Origin of the sequence: Planctomyces sp. SH-PL62 (assembly GCF_001610895.1) — a bacterium.
GTDB lineage: Bacteria > Planctomycetota > Planctomycetia > Isosphaerales > Isosphaeraceae > Paludisphaera.
Map to the genome: position 1 here is coordinate 932,273 of NZ_CP011273.1, position 16,641 is coordinate 948,913.

Below are 16,641 nucleotides of genomic sequence, written 5' to 3' on the forward strand. Positions count from 1 at the left end.
GCGCGGCGGCTGGGGCTTGTGGGGGAGGACGGGACGGGGCGGGGGGCGGGGCGATCCCCGTCCCCGCCCCTCGCCGGCGTCCGACTTCGAGACGATCGGCGGCCCGGCCGATCACTGGCGCGAGAGGCCGCCGGCCGCCGGGAGATAGCTGCGGCTCACGTAGTCCATGACCATGCGATCGGCGTTGAACTTCCAGGCCAGGGTGCGGAACGCGTCCTTCTGGCGGGCGATCCACTTGCGGGGGAGCCCCGCCGCGTCGCGGTCGTAGAAGATCGGCACCACCTGGTTCGTCAGCGTCTCGATCAGCGAGGCGTGGTCGCGCTCGTCCTGGACCTGGATCGACGCGTGGGTCGTCCCGGCGCCGATCGCGAAGCCGTTACTCCCATCATACGCCTCGGCCCACCACCCGTCGAGGATCGAGAAGTTGAGGGCTCCGTTGAGCACGGCCTTCTCGCCCGAGGTGCCGCTGGCCTCCTGGGGTCGCCTGGGGTTGTTCAGCCAGACGTCGACGCCCTGCACCAGGTGCCGGGCGACGTTCATGTCGTAGTCCTCGACGAAGACGATGTTCCCGGTGAATCGTTCGTCCCAGGTGATCTTCACGATGTGCTGGATCAGCTCCTTGCCCATCCGGTCCTCGGGGTGGGCCTTGCCCGCGAAGACGAACTGGATCGGCCGGCCGGCGTTCTTGATCAGGTCGACCATCCGGTCGACGTCCTGGAGGACCAGCCCGGCGCGCTTGTAAGTGGCGAACCGCCGGGCGAAGCCGATGGTCAGCGCGTTCGGGTCCAGGACGTTCGCAAACCGCTGGACCCGGGACTCGGGCTCGTTCCGCTTCCTCGCCTGGGAGATCAGCCGACTTCGCACGAAGTTGATCAGGCGGGCCTTGAGGACCTGCTGGGTCTCCCAGAGCTCGGCGTCGTCGACCGTCTCGATGGCGCTCCAGGTCTCGGGATGGCGCTGGCGCTTGGACCAGTCGACCCCGAGGTGCTTGTTGAAGAGCATCGCCATCTGGGGGGCGACCCAGGTCTGGACGTGGACGCCGTTGGTGATGTGGCCGATCGGGACCTGTTCCTCGGTGACGTTCGGGAACAGCGGGTGCCACATGCGTCGCGAGACGACGCCGTGCAGCGAGCTGACGCCGTTGGCGTAGCGCGAAAGCTTAAGGGCGAGCACGGTCATGCAGTAGAGTTCTTCGAGGTCGTGCGGGTAGACCCGGCCCAGGCCCATGAAGTCGTCGTACGACAGGTTCATGGCCTCTCGGATCTTGCCCAGGTGCTCCTCGACGAGTTGCGCTGGGAAGCGGTCGTGGCCGGCGGCGACCGGGGTGTGGGTCGTGAAGACCGTCATCTGGGCGACGTCGCGGACGACCTCGCCGAACGGCATCCCGGTCTCTTCCATCTGCTCGCGGATCTTCTCCAGCGTGGCGAAGGCGCTGTGGCCCTCGTTGAGATGGAGCACCGAAGGGCGGATCCCCAGGGCGCGGATGGCGCGGACGCCGCCGACGCCCAGGAGCAGCTCCTGGCGGATCCGAGTGCGGGCGTCGCCGCCGTAGAGCCGGGCGGTGAGCTGGCGGTCGTACTCGCCGTTCTCCGGGACGTTGGAGTCCAGCAGCAAGAGCAGGGTGCGGCCGACCTCGACCCGCCAGACCCGGGCGTGGAGCGTGCCGGTCGTGGTCTCGACGGCGACCCGGAGCGGCTGGCCGTCGGGGCCGTCCACGATCTCGATCGGGAGCAGGTCGGTGTCGGCGTTGAGGTAGCTTTCCTGCTGCCAGCCGTTCGAGTCCAGAGACTGCCGGAAATACCCCTGGTTATAGAGCAGGCCGACGCCGATCAGGGGGATGCCCAGGTCGCTGGCGCTCTTCAGGTGGTCGCCGGCCAGGACGCCGAGGCCGCCGGAGTAGATCGGCAGGCTCTCGTGCAGGCCGAATTCGGCCGAGAAATAGGCCACCGGCCGAGCTCGGAGGATCGTGGCGTTGATGGCGCCCCAGGAGTCGGAGTCCTTCAGGTACTCGGAGAGCCGCCGGAAGGCGTAGTCGATCCGGGAGTCCAGGGCCATCTCGGCGGCCCGGCGTTCGAGCTGGTCGGTCGGCAGCCGCTTCAGGAACTCGACCGGGTTGTGGTCGACTTCGCGCCAGAGCGTCGGATCGAGCTCGCGGAACAGGTCGATCACGTTGGCCTGCCAACACCACCAGAGGTTGCGGGCCAGTTCCTTGAGCTTGTCGAGGAGTTTCGTTTGACCGACCATGCGTTCCCCTATGGCGAAGCGTTGGATGCGCGACGGCCGATCTCCATTGATCGACCGCCCGACGGCCTCGGGCGACCCGCGCAATCGATCCATCTTCAGGCTGCCCGGCCCGCGAGACTCAACAGTATGGCGTCGATAGGCCCAATCCCTCAAGGCCATACGTCGACGACGACCCTATCAATTTAGAGCGCCGATCCGCCCTCGTCATCGGGCCCCGGGCGCATCCTCGGCGAACCAGGCGTCGATCGCCCCGAACGAGGCGACGGCCGATCGGGCGATCGCCTCGCGCGCGGGCTCGGAGGTTGCAAAGGCGTCGACCGCGGCGCTGAAGGCTTTCCACATCGGCCCCACGCGGTCGCCATAGCTGGCGAAATAGGAGCACCCTCGCCCCGGCGTCAGCCCGAGCGTCGCCTCGACGCGCTTGCGGATGTACTGGCCTCCCAGGGTCGAGCCCTCCAGGACGTACATCAACCCGATCGCCTCGGGCAGGTCGGACAGGGGAGGGAGCGTCGGGCAGACGGGGAGGACGTCGATCGCCGCCTCGTCCAGGCCGAGGATCTTCAGGTCGTCTTTCAGGAGCGGCGTCTTCCGGCGCTCGGCCGGGTCGATCCCGACGGCGGCCCAGCCGGAAAGCCTGTCGAACGCCTCCTCCGCCGGACGGTGGAAGCCGTGGAACCGACGGAGGACGCGCGTGTAACCCTCGATCGATCGGGAGAGCTTGAAAAAGTCCAGCCTCGCCTCGATCGCCTCGTGATGCGGGCGCGTCGCCTCCTTGAGCCGGGACATCATCATCGCGTGTTTCTCCTCTCCGAACGGGGCGTCCTGGAGCCCGGAAGCTCCGGCATGAATCCTGCGTGCGATCGACCGCCGAGGAACATCCTCGCCGACTCGACGGGGACGGGACATTCTATCGAGCCCGACTTGACCTCGCCCGACGTCGAGGAGGATTGGACCATCGATCGGGAGGAGACGTCGGGAGACTCGAACGACATCCGGAACACGAAGGGGAGGACCGACCGTGGCCGCGACGAACAAGCTCCTGGCGATCGTGACGAGCGCCGACGAGTACAAGAAGCTCGGCTATCGTACGGGCCTCTGGCTCGGCGAGTTGACCCACTTCACCGACGTCGCCGAGGAGGCGGGCTTCACCGTCGACGTCGCCAGTCCCCGAGGAGGCAAGGCGCCGCTTGATCCCGAGAGCCTGGCTCACGGCGTCCTGTCCGAGGGGGGGACGCAGGAACGCTACCAGGACCGAGATTACATGAACCGGCTCGATCGGACGATGACGCTCGCGGAGGTCGACCCTGCGAAGTACGACGCGATCTTCCTCGCCGGCGGTCACGGTGCGATGTTCGACTTTCCCGACTCAACCGACCTCCAGCAGCTCGTCGCCGACTTCTGGGAGGCGGGCAAGGTGGTCTCGGCCGTCTGCCACGGCCCCGCCGGGCTTCTGAACGTCAAGGTCGCCGGCACCCCGCTGCTCGCCGGCAAGAAGGTGACGGGCTTCTCCTGGAACGAGGAGGCCAAGGTCCAGCGCCAGGATGCGGTCCCGTACAATCTGGAGGATGAACTCCAGAACCGAGGGGCCGAGTACTCCCAGGCCTGGTTCGCCTTCGGCAGCCATCTCGTCGAGGACGGCCGCCTGATCACCGGCCAGAACCCCGCCAGCGCCAGGGGCGTCGGCGAGGCGGTCGTCAAGAAGCCCCGCGAAGGCTGAACATTGGCCACCGTTGAAATGACGGTCGACGGTCGGCGGCTGGACGATCAACGACCTGTCGCGTCGCCCAGCGCGTCGGCCAGCGAGCCGATGAATTCGCCGATCTCCTTGACGACGTCGGCGCGGGGGCGGTTGGGGGCGTCGGCGAGGCGGCGGACGAGGGCGGAGCCGACGATGAGGCCGTCGGCCACCTCGGCCAGCTCATGGACCTGCTCGGGGGAGCCGATGCCGAAGCCGATGCAGATCGGCAGGTCGGTCTGGGTCCGCAGCCAGGCGACGTTCTCCTTCAGTTCCGGCGGGAGCGCCTTGCGCTCGCCGGTGATGCCGGCCACCGAGACGTAATAGATGAAGCCCGTGGTCAGGCGGGCGATCTCGACGGCCCGGGCGCGCGGGGTCGTCGGGGTGATGAGCTGGATCAGCTTGAGATCGCGGAGGGTCGCCTTCTCCTGGAGCTTGGCCGATTCCTCGACGGGGAGGTCGGGGATGATCAGGCCGTCGAGGCCCGCGGTCGCGGCGTCGTTCAGGTATCGGTCGACGCCCATCTTGTTGACGATCGAGTACGAGACCATCGAGATCAGCGGGGTCTGGCGGATCGCCTCGTCTCCCTCGGCCCGGAGGGTGCGGAGGGTCTGGAAGATGTGCCCGACCCGGACTCCCTGCGTCAGCGCTCGGTGGTAGCTCGCGGCGATGACGGGGCCGTCGGCGACGGGGTCGGAATACGGGATCCCGACCTCGAACAGGTCCGCCCCTCGGCGCACCAGCTCCTGGATCAGGAGGGCCGTCGTCGCCAGGTCGGGGTCGCCGGCGGTGAGGAACGGCATGAGGGCGCGCCGGTTCTCGGCTTTGAGGCGGCTGAAGAGGGCGTCGATGCGGTTCATGAGGGAAGCCGGCGGCTGCGCAAGGCGGCCCGTCTCGTTGAATGGATCGCTCGTCGAGGGGGGAAGACGGGCGGACCCCCCCGCGAAGCCGGCCGACGACCCGCGTCGGCGCGACGATGGCTTTCAGAAGTACCTTATCACGACGGTGACGCCTCAGGCGATCGGTTCGCCGCGCAGGCGGGCGACCTCGTAGGCGTCCTTGTCGCCGCGACCGGAGAGGCAGGCGATGAGGACCTTGCCGGGGCCGAGGCGGCGGGCCTCCTTGAACGCCTGGGCGATGGCGTGGCTCGATTCGAGGGCCGGGAGGATGCCCTCGTGGCGGGCGGACTCGCCGTAGGCGGCGAGGGCCTCGGCGTCGGTGACGCTCTCGTAGCGGACGCGGCCGCGGTCCTTCCAGTAGGCGTGCTCGGGGCCGACGCCGGGGTAGTCGAGCCCGGCGGAGATCGAGTGGACGTCCTGGGTCTGGCCGTCGTCGTCCTGCAGGACGTAGCTGAAGCTGCCGTGGAGGACGCCGGGCTTGCCCTGGGTGAGGCTCGCCGCGTGGTCGCCGACCTTGCCGCCCCGGCCGCCGGCCTCGGCGCCCACCAGCTCGACGGCCTCATCCCCGATGAACGGATAGAAGATCCCCGCGGCGTTCGAGCCGCCGCCGACGCAGGCGACGACGGCGTCCGGCAGGCGGTCGATCTTCTCAAGGATCTGGGCGCGGGCCTCGCGGCCGATGACCGACTGGAAGTCGCGGACGATCATCGGGAACGGGTGCGGGCCGACGACGCTGCCGATGGTGTAGTGCGTCTCCTTGGACGATCCCATCCAGTCGCGGAACGCCTCGTTGGTGGCGTCGCGGAGGGTCTTCGAGCCGCTGGAAACGCCGACGACCGTCGCGCCCATCGTCCGCATGTTGAAGACGTTGAGCTTCTGGCGGCGAATGTCCTCCTCCCCCATGTAGATCGTGCAGGGGATGCCGAACAGGGCGCACGCGGTGGCCGTGGCGACCCCGTGCTGGCCCGCGCCGGTCTCGGCGATGACCCGCGTCTTGCCCATCCGGCGGGCGATCATCACCTGGCCCAGCGCGTTGTTGATCTTGTGCGCGCCGGTGTGGTTCAGGTCCTCGCGCTTCAGGTAGATGGCGGCGCCGCCGGCGAACTTCGTCAGCCGGTCGGCGCGATAGAGGGGCGAGGGGCGGCCGACGTAGTCCTTCCAGTAGTCTTCCAGCTCGCGACGGAACTCGGGGTCGGCCTTGGCTTCCTCGTAGGCCTCCGAGAGCTGGTTGAGGGCGTCCATCAGCGTCTCGGGCACGAACCGGCCGCCGAACTCGCCGAAGCGGCCCAGGGCGTCGGGCGTCTGCCGGGGCGTCGGGGGGGCGGACGATTCGGGGGAGGCGGAATGGGACATCAGCGCGCGATCCTTAGTCTAGTCTGGGCGAATCGAGGACGATCGGGTCGCGACCTCGCGAGGTGGCACGGTGGACGACGTTCGGGGACGCCGTCCTTCATTGTCGAAACCGGCGGCCCCCACGGTCAAGGGACATCCCGGCCCCGCCCGGGGTTCGCCGCCGCTCCCGACGGAATCGGCGGGACGGTCGCGGCGGCCTCCGGTTATAGTGGACGACCGTGGGCCGGGAGCATCGGCCGGCGGACACCTTCGGCCTTGCGGATCGAGAGCGGACTCCATGAGCATGTCGAACGAGGTTCCGGCGCGTCGGCCGAGGCGGTGGCGGCTCTGGGTCGGGCTGGCCCTGATCATCCTGGCCGTCCCCGTCGCGCTGTTCGCGGCGCTGCCGTGGATCGCGAGCTCGCCGTGGGCGAAGCCCAGGATCGAGGCGGCCGCCAATCGGGTCCTCGCGCCGGGCGGAGTGGCGTTCGATCGGATCCGCGTTTCCTGGTTCCGGCCGACCGAGATCGACGCCCCGGCGCTGCTGGACGCGAACGGCTCCAGGCTCGTCGCCGCGCCGACGGGGACGTTCTCCTGGAACCTCTGGCAGATTTTGTTCGCCAGGCCGGTCGTCGGCACCCTGGCCCTGCAAAAGGGGGCGGTGGAGATCGGCCGATCGACGGAGGGGGACGTCGACCTGCTGGAGACCCTCAAGCCGATCCTCCAGGACAAGCCCCCGCACACGATCCAGATCCGCATCGAGGGCGCCACCCTCAAGTTCACCCAGGAAGGGGTGGCCGACCCCTTCTACGCCGACCACGCGGACATCGCGATCGACCTGGCACGTTATCCCGAACCGATTTCCTGGGACCTGAAACTCGCCCGCGACAAGCCGGCGGCCGAGCCCGGCCGGATGAACATCGCCGGCAGCCTCGGCCGCGCCGATGATCTGGACGGCCTGATGCGGAACGCGTCGCTCGCGGTCACCGGCGACGGCTGGCCCTGGCGGATCACCCCGACGTTCGGCGACCTGGAAGGGCTGGCGACCTCCGGCGAGTTCTCGGGCTCGCTCGCCGCCGGGACCATCGACGGCGTGTTGACGACCGAGGGAGACGCCCACATCCACGACTTCCTCGCCGAAGGGCCGAAGCTCTCGGGCGACCAGTTCCGCCAGGCCGAGCTGAACGTCGGCTGGAAGGCCCAGGGCCGCGACGGCGTGTACCAGATCGAGCGGTTCGCCTTCGACGCCCCGGCCGCGACCCTCTCCGCCGTCGGCGAATTCCCTCCGGCCGCCGATCGCTCGGCCAAGCTCCAGGGGCGCGTCGACCTCGCGGCGCTCGCGGGGCAACTTCGCCGGACGCTCCGGCTCCAGGACGACGTGACGATCGAGAAGGGCGCCGTCGAACTGTTCGCCGAGGCGAAGGCCCGCCCCGACCCCGCCGCCGGCCAGCGGATCGAAGTCACCGCGAAGCTCGCCGACCTGGCCGCGAAGAAGGGGGCGAGCCAGATCGTCTGGAACGACGCGACCACGCTCGTCGTCCGCCTCGATCGAACCGCCGACGCGGTCACCCTGGACCAGCTCGACGTCCAGACCCCGTTCCTTACCGCGACCGGCAAGGGGAACCTCGACGAAGGGATCGTCGTGGACGCTGCGTACGACCTGGCCGAAGCGCAGAAGCGGCTCCGCGATTGGGTCGACGTCGGGGCCTTCGAGGCCTCTGGTCAGGGGACGCTCCAGGCGCGGTATCGTCGTGAGCAAAGCCGATACTTGCTCGACGCCGACGGCGCGATCCGGGCGCTCGTCCTGAAGGGCCTGCCGGTCGTCGAGACGTTGACGCGTGCCGAGGTCCGCGGCGAACTGGCCGTGCGCGGCGACGCCGAGCCGTCCGGCCTCCCCCGCGATTGGCGTTACGTCTCGTTCCAGGGCCGGAGCGCGGAAGATGAGTTGAAACTGGAGACCACGTCGGACGCCGACAAGCCGACGCCGACGATGGTCAAGGCCCTGGCCCGCACGACGATGGACCTCGGCGGCGACAACGCGAAGCGGATCGTCGAGGTCGCCGGCAGCGTCGTCGCCGGCCCGGAATCGGTCGATGCGAGCAACCTCAAGGTCTCGTCCGCCCCGGTGGCCGAACCGGGCGGGACGATCCCCCCGGAGGAGCCCTACGTCTGGCGGGGCTCGGCGCGTTACGACGTCAAGAAGGACGAGCTGAAGCTGACCCGTCGCGACCCGGACGCGGGCGCCGACGAGAAGCCGCCGGCGTTCTCGGTCGACCACGTGCTCGCCGGCGGCTTCCGCTCGAAGGGGGCGGCCTGGTTCCAGGTCGACCTCTCGGGCGACCTGGTCGCGATCCAGGACGTCGTCGGCATGACGAAGCCCCAGGCGGCCGGGCTGCTCGCGGCCGAGGTGGATGGCAAGCAAAATGGGGACCTCTGGGACCTCGACGCCGTCGTCCAGGTCCGCGAGCTGGTGCAGCTCCAGGCCAATGGGGGGAAGCGGGACGTTGGAGAAGTCACGCTGACGCTCGATTCGAAGATCGCGGTGAAGGAACGACGGCTCGACCTGGCGCGGCTGGCCCTCGACACCCCTTACCTCCGTGCGGACGCCCAGGGCTCCGTCACCGAGCTGGGAGAGGCCCCGGTGGTGGACCTCCACGGGATGCTCGCCCCCGATTGGGAGCGGCTGACTCGCGAGCTGGCCTCGCGAGTCGAGCCCAACGCCTCCGTCCGGGGACGGCCCCACCCCTGGAGCCTGGCCGGTCGGATCCCGCTGGGCAAGAAGGCCAGGGACGAACCCTCCACCCTGGACGGCGAGGCCGGGCTGCAGCTCGATCTCGTCGACGTCTTCGGCATGAGGCTGGAGAAGACGACCCTGGTCATCCGCACGGTCGACGGCGAGCTGGAGATCTCGCCGATCGACGCGATGCTGAACGGGGGCCGGCTCAAGCTCGATCCCGCGATCGCCAAGGATGAAATGGGGAAGAGCTGGCTCTCTCTGGGCCGGGGCTCATCGCTGGCCGAGGCCGTGGTCAACGACGAGGTGTCGCACCGGGTCCTGGCTTATGTCGCCCCGGTGCTCGATCAGTCGACGCGCGTCGAGGGGAAGGTGTCGTTCGATCTGGTCGACGCCCGTTTCTCGCTCGACGGCGACGCCACCAAGACGCAGGTCGAGGGGGACGTGCAGTTCGACGACGTGCGATTCATGCCCGGCCCGCTGGTCGACCAGCTGATCAACACGTTCAACCTGGAGCGGAAGGCGATTTTCGTGCTGCGCGACCCGGTCTCGATCCGGATCCTGGGCCGGACGATCTATCAGGAGGGCCTGATCCTGCCGGTGGGCGACGTCGCCGTGATCGGGATCGAGGGCTGGATGGATTTCGACAAGCGGATCGACATGCTGGCGACGTTCGCGGTCGTTCCTCCCCAGCGCAACATCCCGGTCGTCTCGCTGCTGCTGGAGAACGCCCGGATCCAGGTCCCCCTGACGGGCACGCTGGACAACCCCAAGATCAACGGCGAGCGGATCAAGGAAGGATTCAAGGATTTCGGCGAGTCGCTGCTGGAGACCACCCTGAGCGTCGGCGCGGGGATCGGCGACCTGTTCCGACGCGGCGGGGGCCGGGCGCAGCCTGCTCCCCCCGTCGAGGTCGTCCCCCCCCTCGAAGGCCCCGAGCGAGGCGCCCCCCGAGACGCCCCCCCGCCGCCTCCGCCCGCGACTCGTGATCGCGACGTCGCGCCTCCCCCGCCGAATCCGGGCCTCGATCCGGACGCCGAACTCCTGCTCCCCGGCTTCCGCCTGCCGTTCTCGCGCACGCCGGAGGAACGTCAACTCCAGAAGGAAATCCGCCAGCAGCGCCGGCAGGATCGGCGGGCCGATCGCCGCGCCCGCCAGGGGCGGCCGCTGGATTGAGGATCGGCCGGACGATCACTCCTCCCGCGTCCGCGTGGGGAGGGAGAGGGAAAAGGACCTGGAGGAAGCCCATGCTTAAGACGACGGCCTCCCTGGAAATCCCGGCTTCCGCCGAGCGGGTCTGGCGACTCATCGGCGGGTTCGATTCCTTGCCGGACTGGCTCCCGCTGATTTCGGAAAGCACGCCCAGCGAGGGGGGACGCATCCGTACCTTGAAGACCTCGGACGGGGTCGTGATTGTGGAGCGTCTGCAAGCCTTCAGCGAGGCCGACCGCTCCTATTCGTACTCGTTCGTCCAGTCGCCGTTCTCGGTGCGCGACTACTTCGCGACGCTGCGGGTGCGAGAGGCGGCGGACGAGTCGGCGGCGGTCGTCGAATGGTCGGGGACGTTCACCCCCGTGGGGATCGCCGACGACGAGGCGATCCGACTCTTCGACGGGATCTACCAGGGCGGGCTCGCCGCGATCAAGAACGCCTTCGCCTGAGCCACGCCTGGGCCGGGGGGTAAGGCTCGGCGGGTTCAGGCGTCGTCGCGGGACACGGGGGCGGCCTCGACGGGAAGTCGCACTTTTCGGGGGGGCGAGAGCGGCAGGAAGACGGTGAAGTGCGAGCCCTCCCCGGGGGCGGATTCGACCTCGATCCGGCCACCGTGGTCCTGGATGATGCCGTAGCTGATGGAGAGCCCCAGCCCGGTCCCCTTGCCGACGGGCTTAGTCGTGAAGAAGGGGTCGAAGATCCGTCTTCGGAAGTCCGGGGCGATGCCGACGCCCTGGTCGATCACCTCGATCGTCACGCCGTCGCCGTGCGGCCGGGTGCGGAGCGTCACCGAGGAGCCCGGAGGGCTGGCGTCGATGGCATTGATCAGGAGATTGAGCACCACCTGATTGATCTTGCCCGGCGAACAGGTCACGGCGGGCAGTTCCTGAAGGTCCGGCGCGACCTCGACCTGGCGATCGCGGGCCGGCCCGGCGATGATGCTGAGGGTTGTGGCGATCCCCGCGTTCAGGTCGGCTTCCTCCAGATCCCCCCCGTCGAGGCGGGCGAAATCGCGGAGATCCTTGACGATCCGACGAATCCGCCCCAGGCCCTCGCGCGCCCGGTTGGTCAGGCTTTCCAGGCTTTCGAGCGAGTATTCGAGGTCCATCCGGTCGGCGAGCGCGTCGATCTCGGCGGCGAGTTCGGGATGCCGATCGGCGAGGGTCGATCCCGCTTGCTGATAGAGCCGGACGAGTTCGACGAGCCCCGCCACGTCGCGCTGGAGGATGGCCAGGTCGTTCCCCACGAAGGCGAGCGGATTGTTGATCTCGTGGGCGACCCCGGCGATGAGCTGGCCCAGGGCCGACAGCTTCTCGGCCTGCACCAACTGCCCCTCGGCCTGCTTCAACTCGTCGTAGGCGGCCTGGAGGGCGGCGTACGCCTTCTCGCGCGAGGCGCCGAGCGCTTCGAGCTGGGCGGCGTTGCGGCGGAGGGCCTCATCGGCCTCGATGCGGTCGGTGACGTCGCGGACCATCTGGCTGGCGCCCAAAAGATCGCCCTGGTCGTCGCGGATCGGGCTGTACGTCAACTCCAGGTGGATCACGCCCCCATCGGCGTCGGGATAGGCGACGACGGTCTGGAAGCGTTCCCCGGCCAGCGCGCGGTCCCAGCGAGCCGCCAGTCGCGCGAAGGCGTCGGTGCGGCCGGCCAGGGCGTCGTCGAGGCGCATGCCTTGCTCGATCTCGCGACCGAACAGGGCGGCGAATCGCGACTTGTACGCGGTGTTCAGCAGGATGAATCGGCGGTCTCGGTCGAGCGCGGCGATCTGGTCGGTCGTCCCCTCGACCACGCCCCGGAGGCGGGCGTTGGCGAACCGGAGCGCGCGATAGGCGTCGCGGAGCCGGGCCTCCTCGCGGAGCCGGTCCGAGAGGTCGTGGACGATGCACGCGGCCACGGGGGCGTCACGCAGCTCGACGATGCCGAGGCTGACGGCGACGGGCGTCGTCCCGCCCCCCTTGAGTCGGCCCTGCGTCTCCAGGCCCCGGATCGCCCCCAGGTCGCGGCGAAGGACCGGAGGGGCCTCTGGCGCGGCGCGACGGCAGAGGAACTCGGCGGCCTCGGGGAGCAGGATTTCGATCGGCCGCCCCAGCAATTCGTCGCGATGGTAGCCGAACATCGACTCCACCCGCGCATTGACCAGCACCACCCGACACGAGCCGTCGATGAGCGCAACGCCGTTGGGGGCCGCCTCCAGCACGGCCAGCAGCCCCGCACCGCTCGCCTCGGCCTCGTCGCGACGGCGAAGATGCCAGAGGGCGACGCCCGTCATGCAGAGGACCGCCAGGATCAGGCCCTGGATGGCGATCAGGTGCCAGGCGTGGGAGGTCGAGCCCGGGTCGCTCGCGACCCGCCCCAGCCGTTCGATCGCGAATCCGCCGAGGCCCGCGGCCGTCGCGGCCACGGCGACCAGGATGATCGGAGGCGTCGATTTCCGCTCAAACTCGCCCATGCGCGAGAAGCCCCAATCACGGATCCGCCCCGCACCGACGCCGGACGGCTCGTCGGTCGCTGCGAGGCCGGCTCGTCCCAGACCGCGGCGATCGCCCCGCCCCGAGGGGGCGGCGCCCGGAAACGCGGGGACGCGATCGCGGCGACACGTCCCGGCGAAGACGTCGCGAACGGGATCGGGAAAGGGGATGCGCGGGAATGCGAGAGGAGGGACTCGAACCCTCACGCCTTGCGGCACAGGAACCTAAATCCTGCGCGTCTGCCAATTCCGCCACTCTCGCGAGGGCATCCCATCGCGGACCTCGCCGCCCGGGCTTATCCTAACAGGATCGTAGTCCGCACCCAAGAGGTCAGTCTCATGACGACGCGACGCGCGCTGCTTCGGCGCTGCGGCCGGAGCCTCTCCCTCCTGCCGCTCCTCGGCCCCTCCCTGTTCGGTCGCGAGGCCCTCGCCGCGCTCGCCGCCCCTCGCGGCGAGTTGGCCGTCGATCTGGTGATCGTCGGCGGGGGGGTGGGGGCGTGGCCGCCGCCCTCTCCGCCCTTCGCCAGGGCCTCCGCGTGGCGCTCACGGAGCCGACCGACTGGATCGGCGGCCAGCTCACCAGCCAGGCCGTCCCCCCCGACGAGCACCCCTGGATCGAACAGTTCGGTTCCTCCCTGAGCTACCGCGGCTATCGCACCGGGGTCCGCGAGTACTACAAGAAGCATTCGCCGCTGACCGTCGAGGCGCTCTCGAACCCGTTCCTCAATCCGGGGGGCGGCACCGTCTCCCGGCTCTGCCATGAGCCCCGCGTCGGTCTTTCCGTGCTGACCGATCTGCTCGCCCCCTTCGCCTCGCTCGGCCGCCTCGCGACGCTGCTCGAACACGAGCCGACCCGCGCCGAGGTCGACGGCGACCGCATCCGCGCGGTGTACGTCCGCAACAAGCGGAACGGCGCCGAGGTCGCGCTCACGGCGCCCTATTTCCTCGACGCCACCGAGCTGGGGGACCTCCTGCCGCTGGCCGGCGTCGAGCACGTCGTCGGGGCCGAGAGCCAGGCGCAGACCGGCGAGCTTCACGCCCCGACGGAAGCCGACCCCGGCGTCCAGCAGGCGTTCACCGTCTGCTTCGCCATGGAGTATCGCGACGGCGAGGATCACACCATTGAAAAGCCCGAGGAGTACGACTTCTGGCGAGGGTTCGTCCCCGAACTGGCCCCCCCGTGGCCGGGCAAGCTCCTGGACCTGACCTATACTCACCCCGTCACTCTCAAGCCCATGAACCTGGGGTTCGATCCCTCGGGAAAGGGGCAGGGCCTGTGGCTCTACCGCCGAATCCTCGACCCCTCCATCTATCGCCCCGGCGCGTACGACGGCGGCGGCGCGACGCTGGTCAACTGGCCGCAGAACGACTACCTCCTGGGGCCCCTCGTCGCCGAAGGCCAGACCGCCGAGCAGGCCGAGGCGCGCGTCCGCCGCGCCCGGCAGCTCAGCCTGTCGCTCTTCTACTGGTTGCAGACCGAATGTCCGCGACCTGACGGCGGGACCGGCTGGAAGGGGCTGCGCCTCCGTCCCGACATGATGGGGACCGACGACGGCCTCGCCAAGGCCCCGTATATCCGCGAGGCGCGCCGGATCAAGGCCGAATTCACCGTCACCGAGGAGCACGTCGGCCTGGAAGCGCGGCGCATGAAGTTGGGAAGGCAGGACGTCGACGCCGAGCCCTTCCGGGATTCCGTGGGGGTCGGCAGCTACCGGATCGACCTCCACCCGGCGACCGGCGGGAGGAATTACGTGGACGTCAGCTCGCTGCCCTTCCAGATCCCGCTGGGCGCCCTCCTCCCCGTCCGGGTCTCCAACCTCCTCGCCGCCTGCAAGAACCTGGGCGTGACCCACATCACCAACGGCTGCTACCGGCTGCACCCGGTGGAGTGGCTGATCGGCGAGGCCGCCGGCGCGGTCGTGGCGCAGGCCCTGGCGACCAAGGAGACGCCGAAGGCCATCCGGGCGGACGAAAATCGGTTCGCGACGTTCCAGAACAAGCTGAAATCTCAGGGGGTCGACGTCGCCTGGCCGAGGGCGACGGCGCGCTGATCGATCGGGGCCGGATGAGTTTCCGTTCAGGACCGCAAGATCGCGGCGGATTCGGCGAACTTCGTTGCAGAACCGGTCGTATGATAAGGAGTAGGGAGGCGGTGCCGCGCGACGGCGGTTCTGCTTGCCGGATCTGGAGAAGTCGCCGAGAATGGAGGGTCGACGACGGCCCTCGGCTCGGCGGCCCGCCTCGGACGACCGCCGCCGTGGACGACCGACCTCAACCGTCGCGTTCCTTCAGGAGATCTAAATCGTGACGTCCAGCAATCCCGCCTTTTCCCAGGACATGTTCGCCGGCTATGACCAGGTGTACGGCGCGCCTCGGAGCCTGACGACGACCGTCCAGGGGACGATGGGAAAGACCTTCCTGCTCCTGGCGATCCTGTCGGCGACCGGCCTCTGGTCGTGGAACGCGGTCGGCACCGGCCAGATGTCGATCGGCGTGATGATCGGGGCGGCCCTCGCCGGCTTCGTGATCTCGCTGGTGACGATCTTCAAGCCGACGTTCGCCCCCTGGACCGCGCCGGTGTATGCGGCGATGCAGGGCGTGTTCCTCGGCGGCCTCTCGCAGATCATCGACTCCCAGGTCCGGGCGCAGCAGGGGCTCAACGGCCAGTTCCAGGGGATCGCCTTGCAGGCGGTATCGCTGACCGTCGGCGTGACGCTGGTGATGCTGTTCCTCTACGCCAGCGGGACGATCCGCGTCACCGACAAGCTGCGGTCGGGGATCATCATGGCCACGGGGGCGCTGGCGCTCTTCTACGTCGTCTCGATGCTCCTCCGCATGTTCGGCGTGACGATGCCCCTGATCTGGAGCGCGACGCCGATGGGCATCGGCTTCAGCCTCCTGGTGGTCGGCCTGGCGGCGTTCAATCTGCTGCTCGACTTCGACTTCATCGAGGAAGCCGCCCGCCGCGAGGCCCCCAAGTACATGGAATGGTACGGGGCGTTCGGCCTGATGGTCACGCTCGTCTGGCTGTACCTTGAGATCCTCCGGCTGCTCCAGAAGATCGCCAACAGCCGAGACTGAGCTCTCGAATTGACTCTGGTAATCCAACAAGCAAGCGTCGAAGGCCGACGGTCGCCGCCCCAGGGCGGGCCGTCGGCCTTCGGCGTTTCCGGCCCCTCCGCACGCCGATCTTGCTCTTGCCGGGCGAGGGCCGGCGTAGTAATCTGCGGCCCACCTCGAAGGAGCCTCAAGTACCGGGTCGCCCCAGCCGACCCGGTCGAGCGTGGTCCTGGAAACGGCGTCGGGCGCCCGCCCCGCGACCGTCGATCCGCCTCGTGGGGATCGCCGTGTCGACGGACGCGACGGGTCGACGGACGGCGTTGGAATCCCCGCCCCGATGACCGGGCGACGACGGGCGGCCCAGGATGGGTCGGCCGGCCCTTTGAGAATGGAGTCGAACCGTTATGCGTCTCAGGTTCTGGAATGCGTCGGCCCTGGCCGCGGGATTCGTGACCGCATCCGTCCTCGTCCCCTTCAGCTTCGGGCAGGGTTCCAGGCCCGCGGCCGCCGAGAAGACGCCGACGGCCGCCTCGGCCGAGAAGGGGCAGGGGCGGGACATCGAGCTCAAGCTGGCGATCGCCGGCCTGGGATCGAAGGGCTGCGACATCGACGTCAAGCCGGGCAACCCCGCGTGCGTCTTCAAGGCGCAGACGCTCCACGTCAAGCCCGACGGCCAGGTCCTGGTGGAGCTCAAGGACGTCAAGATCCGTGGCGCCGATCGCAATTGCTCGATCGCCCTGACGATCCGCGAGGAAGGTCAGCCGGCCAAGACCGTCTACCGGGGCTATCGTCTGGCCGCCGAGGCCAAGGAGGGCGCGGTGGAGAGCTTTCTCTGCTGCCTGAGCTCCCCCTCCAAGGTGGCCGCCATCGCCGCGACGCGGACCGAAGCTACGCGCCGTTGAGCCTGCGAGCGAGCCCTGGAATCACACGGCCCGCCGGGGCGAGCGATCGCGCT

Annotated in this window: 11 protein-coding genes and 1 tRNA gene; 6 read left to right on the top strand and 6 right to left on the bottom strand. The window is 69.2% G+C overall.

Annotated elements, in window-relative coordinates; translation table 11 throughout:
- Positions 1-111: 111 nt before the first annotated feature.
- Both glgP and VT85_RS03685 read right to left on the bottom strand, forming a co-directional pair.
- Positions 112-2,244, bottom strand: coding sequence for an alpha-glucan family phosphorylase (glgP, locus tag VT85_RS03680; protein ID WP_068410676.1), 2,133 nt, complete (start codon positions 2,242-2,244; stop codon positions 112-114).
- Positions 2,245-2,448: 204 nt separating this feature from the next.
- A complete protein-coding gene (locus VT85_RS03685; RefSeq protein ID WP_068410679.1) occupies positions 2,449-3,036 on the bottom strand; it encodes a biliverdin-producing heme oxygenase in 588 nt (195 codons plus the stop codon).
- 226 nt (positions 3,037-3,262) lie between these two features.
- On the opposite strand from VT85_RS03685, the gene VT85_RS03690 reads away from it, so the two are divergent.
- Positions 3,263-3,961 (top strand): type 1 glutamine amidotransferase domain-containing protein, encoded by a 699-nt coding sequence (locus VT85_RS03690; RefSeq protein ID WP_068410683.1) that lies wholly within the window; start codon positions 3,263-3,265, stop codon positions 3,959-3,961.
- A 47-nt stretch (positions 3,962-4,008) separates the two neighbouring features.
- Here the strand turns inward: VT85_RS03690 and trpA are convergent, their stop codons facing one another.
- Both trpA and trpB read right to left on the bottom strand, forming a co-directional pair.
- Positions 4,009-4,839, bottom strand: coding sequence for a tryptophan synthase subunit alpha (trpA, locus tag VT85_RS03695; protein WP_068410685.1), 831 nt, complete (start codon positions 4,837-4,839; stop codon positions 4,009-4,011).
- 153 nt (positions 4,840-4,992) lie between these two features.
- A complete protein-coding gene (gene trpB, locus VT85_RS03700) occupies positions 4,993-6,231 on the bottom strand; it encodes a tryptophan synthase subunit beta (RefSeq protein ID WP_068410688.1) in 1,239 nt (412 codons plus the stop codon).
- Positions 6,232-6,508: 277 nt separating this feature from the next.
- Here trpB and VT85_RS03705 point away from each other — a divergent pair, with 277 nt between their 5' ends.
- Both VT85_RS03705 and VT85_RS03710 read left to right on the top strand, forming a co-directional pair.
- Positions 6,509-10,120, top strand: a complete 3,612-nt coding sequence (locus tag VT85_RS03705; protein ID WP_068410691.1) for a hypothetical protein — start codon at positions 6,509-6,511, stop codon at positions 10,118-10,120.
- 71 nt (positions 10,121-10,191) lie between these two features.
- Positions 10,192-10,605, top strand: coding sequence for an SRPBCC family protein (locus tag VT85_RS03710; RefSeq protein ID WP_068410694.1), 414 nt, complete (start codon positions 10,192-10,194; stop codon positions 10,603-10,605).
- Positions 10,606-10,640: 35 nt separating this feature from the next.
- On the opposite strand, the gene VT85_RS26500 is transcribed toward VT85_RS03710, so the two are convergent.
- Positions 10,641-12,605, bottom strand: coding sequence for an ATP-binding protein (locus VT85_RS26500; protein ID WP_082858328.1), 1,965 nt, complete (start codon positions 12,603-12,605; stop codon positions 10,641-10,643).
- Between the two features lie 198 nt (positions 12,606-12,803).
- Positions 12,804-12,885 (bottom strand) — tRNA-Leu (locus VT85_RS03715).
- Positions 12,886-13,123: 238 nt separating this feature from the next.
- On the opposite strand from VT85_RS03715, the gene VT85_RS03720 reads away from it, so the two are divergent.
- The 3 genes from VT85_RS03720 (at position 13,124) to VT85_RS03730 (ending at position 16,588) form a co-directional block, all read left to right on the top strand.
- On the top strand, positions 13,124-14,677 hold the full coding sequence (locus VT85_RS03720) for an FAD-dependent oxidoreductase (protein ID WP_068410697.1): 1,554 nt from the start codon (positions 13,124-13,126) through the stop codon (positions 14,675-14,677).
- Between the two features lie 253 nt (positions 14,678-14,930).
- The gene (locus VT85_RS03725; protein ID WP_068410701.1) at positions 14,931-15,707 is read left to right on the top strand and encodes a Bax inhibitor-1/YccA family protein; all 777 of its coding nucleotides are present in this window, start codon (positions 14,931-14,933) and stop codon (positions 15,705-15,707) included.
- Between the two features lie 383 nt (positions 15,708-16,090).
- Complete coding sequence (locus VT85_RS03730) at positions 16,091-16,588, top strand: hypothetical protein (RefSeq protein WP_068410705.1); 498 nt, start codon at positions 16,091-16,093, stop codon at positions 16,586-16,588.
- Positions 16,589-16,641: the final 53 nt, after the last annotated feature.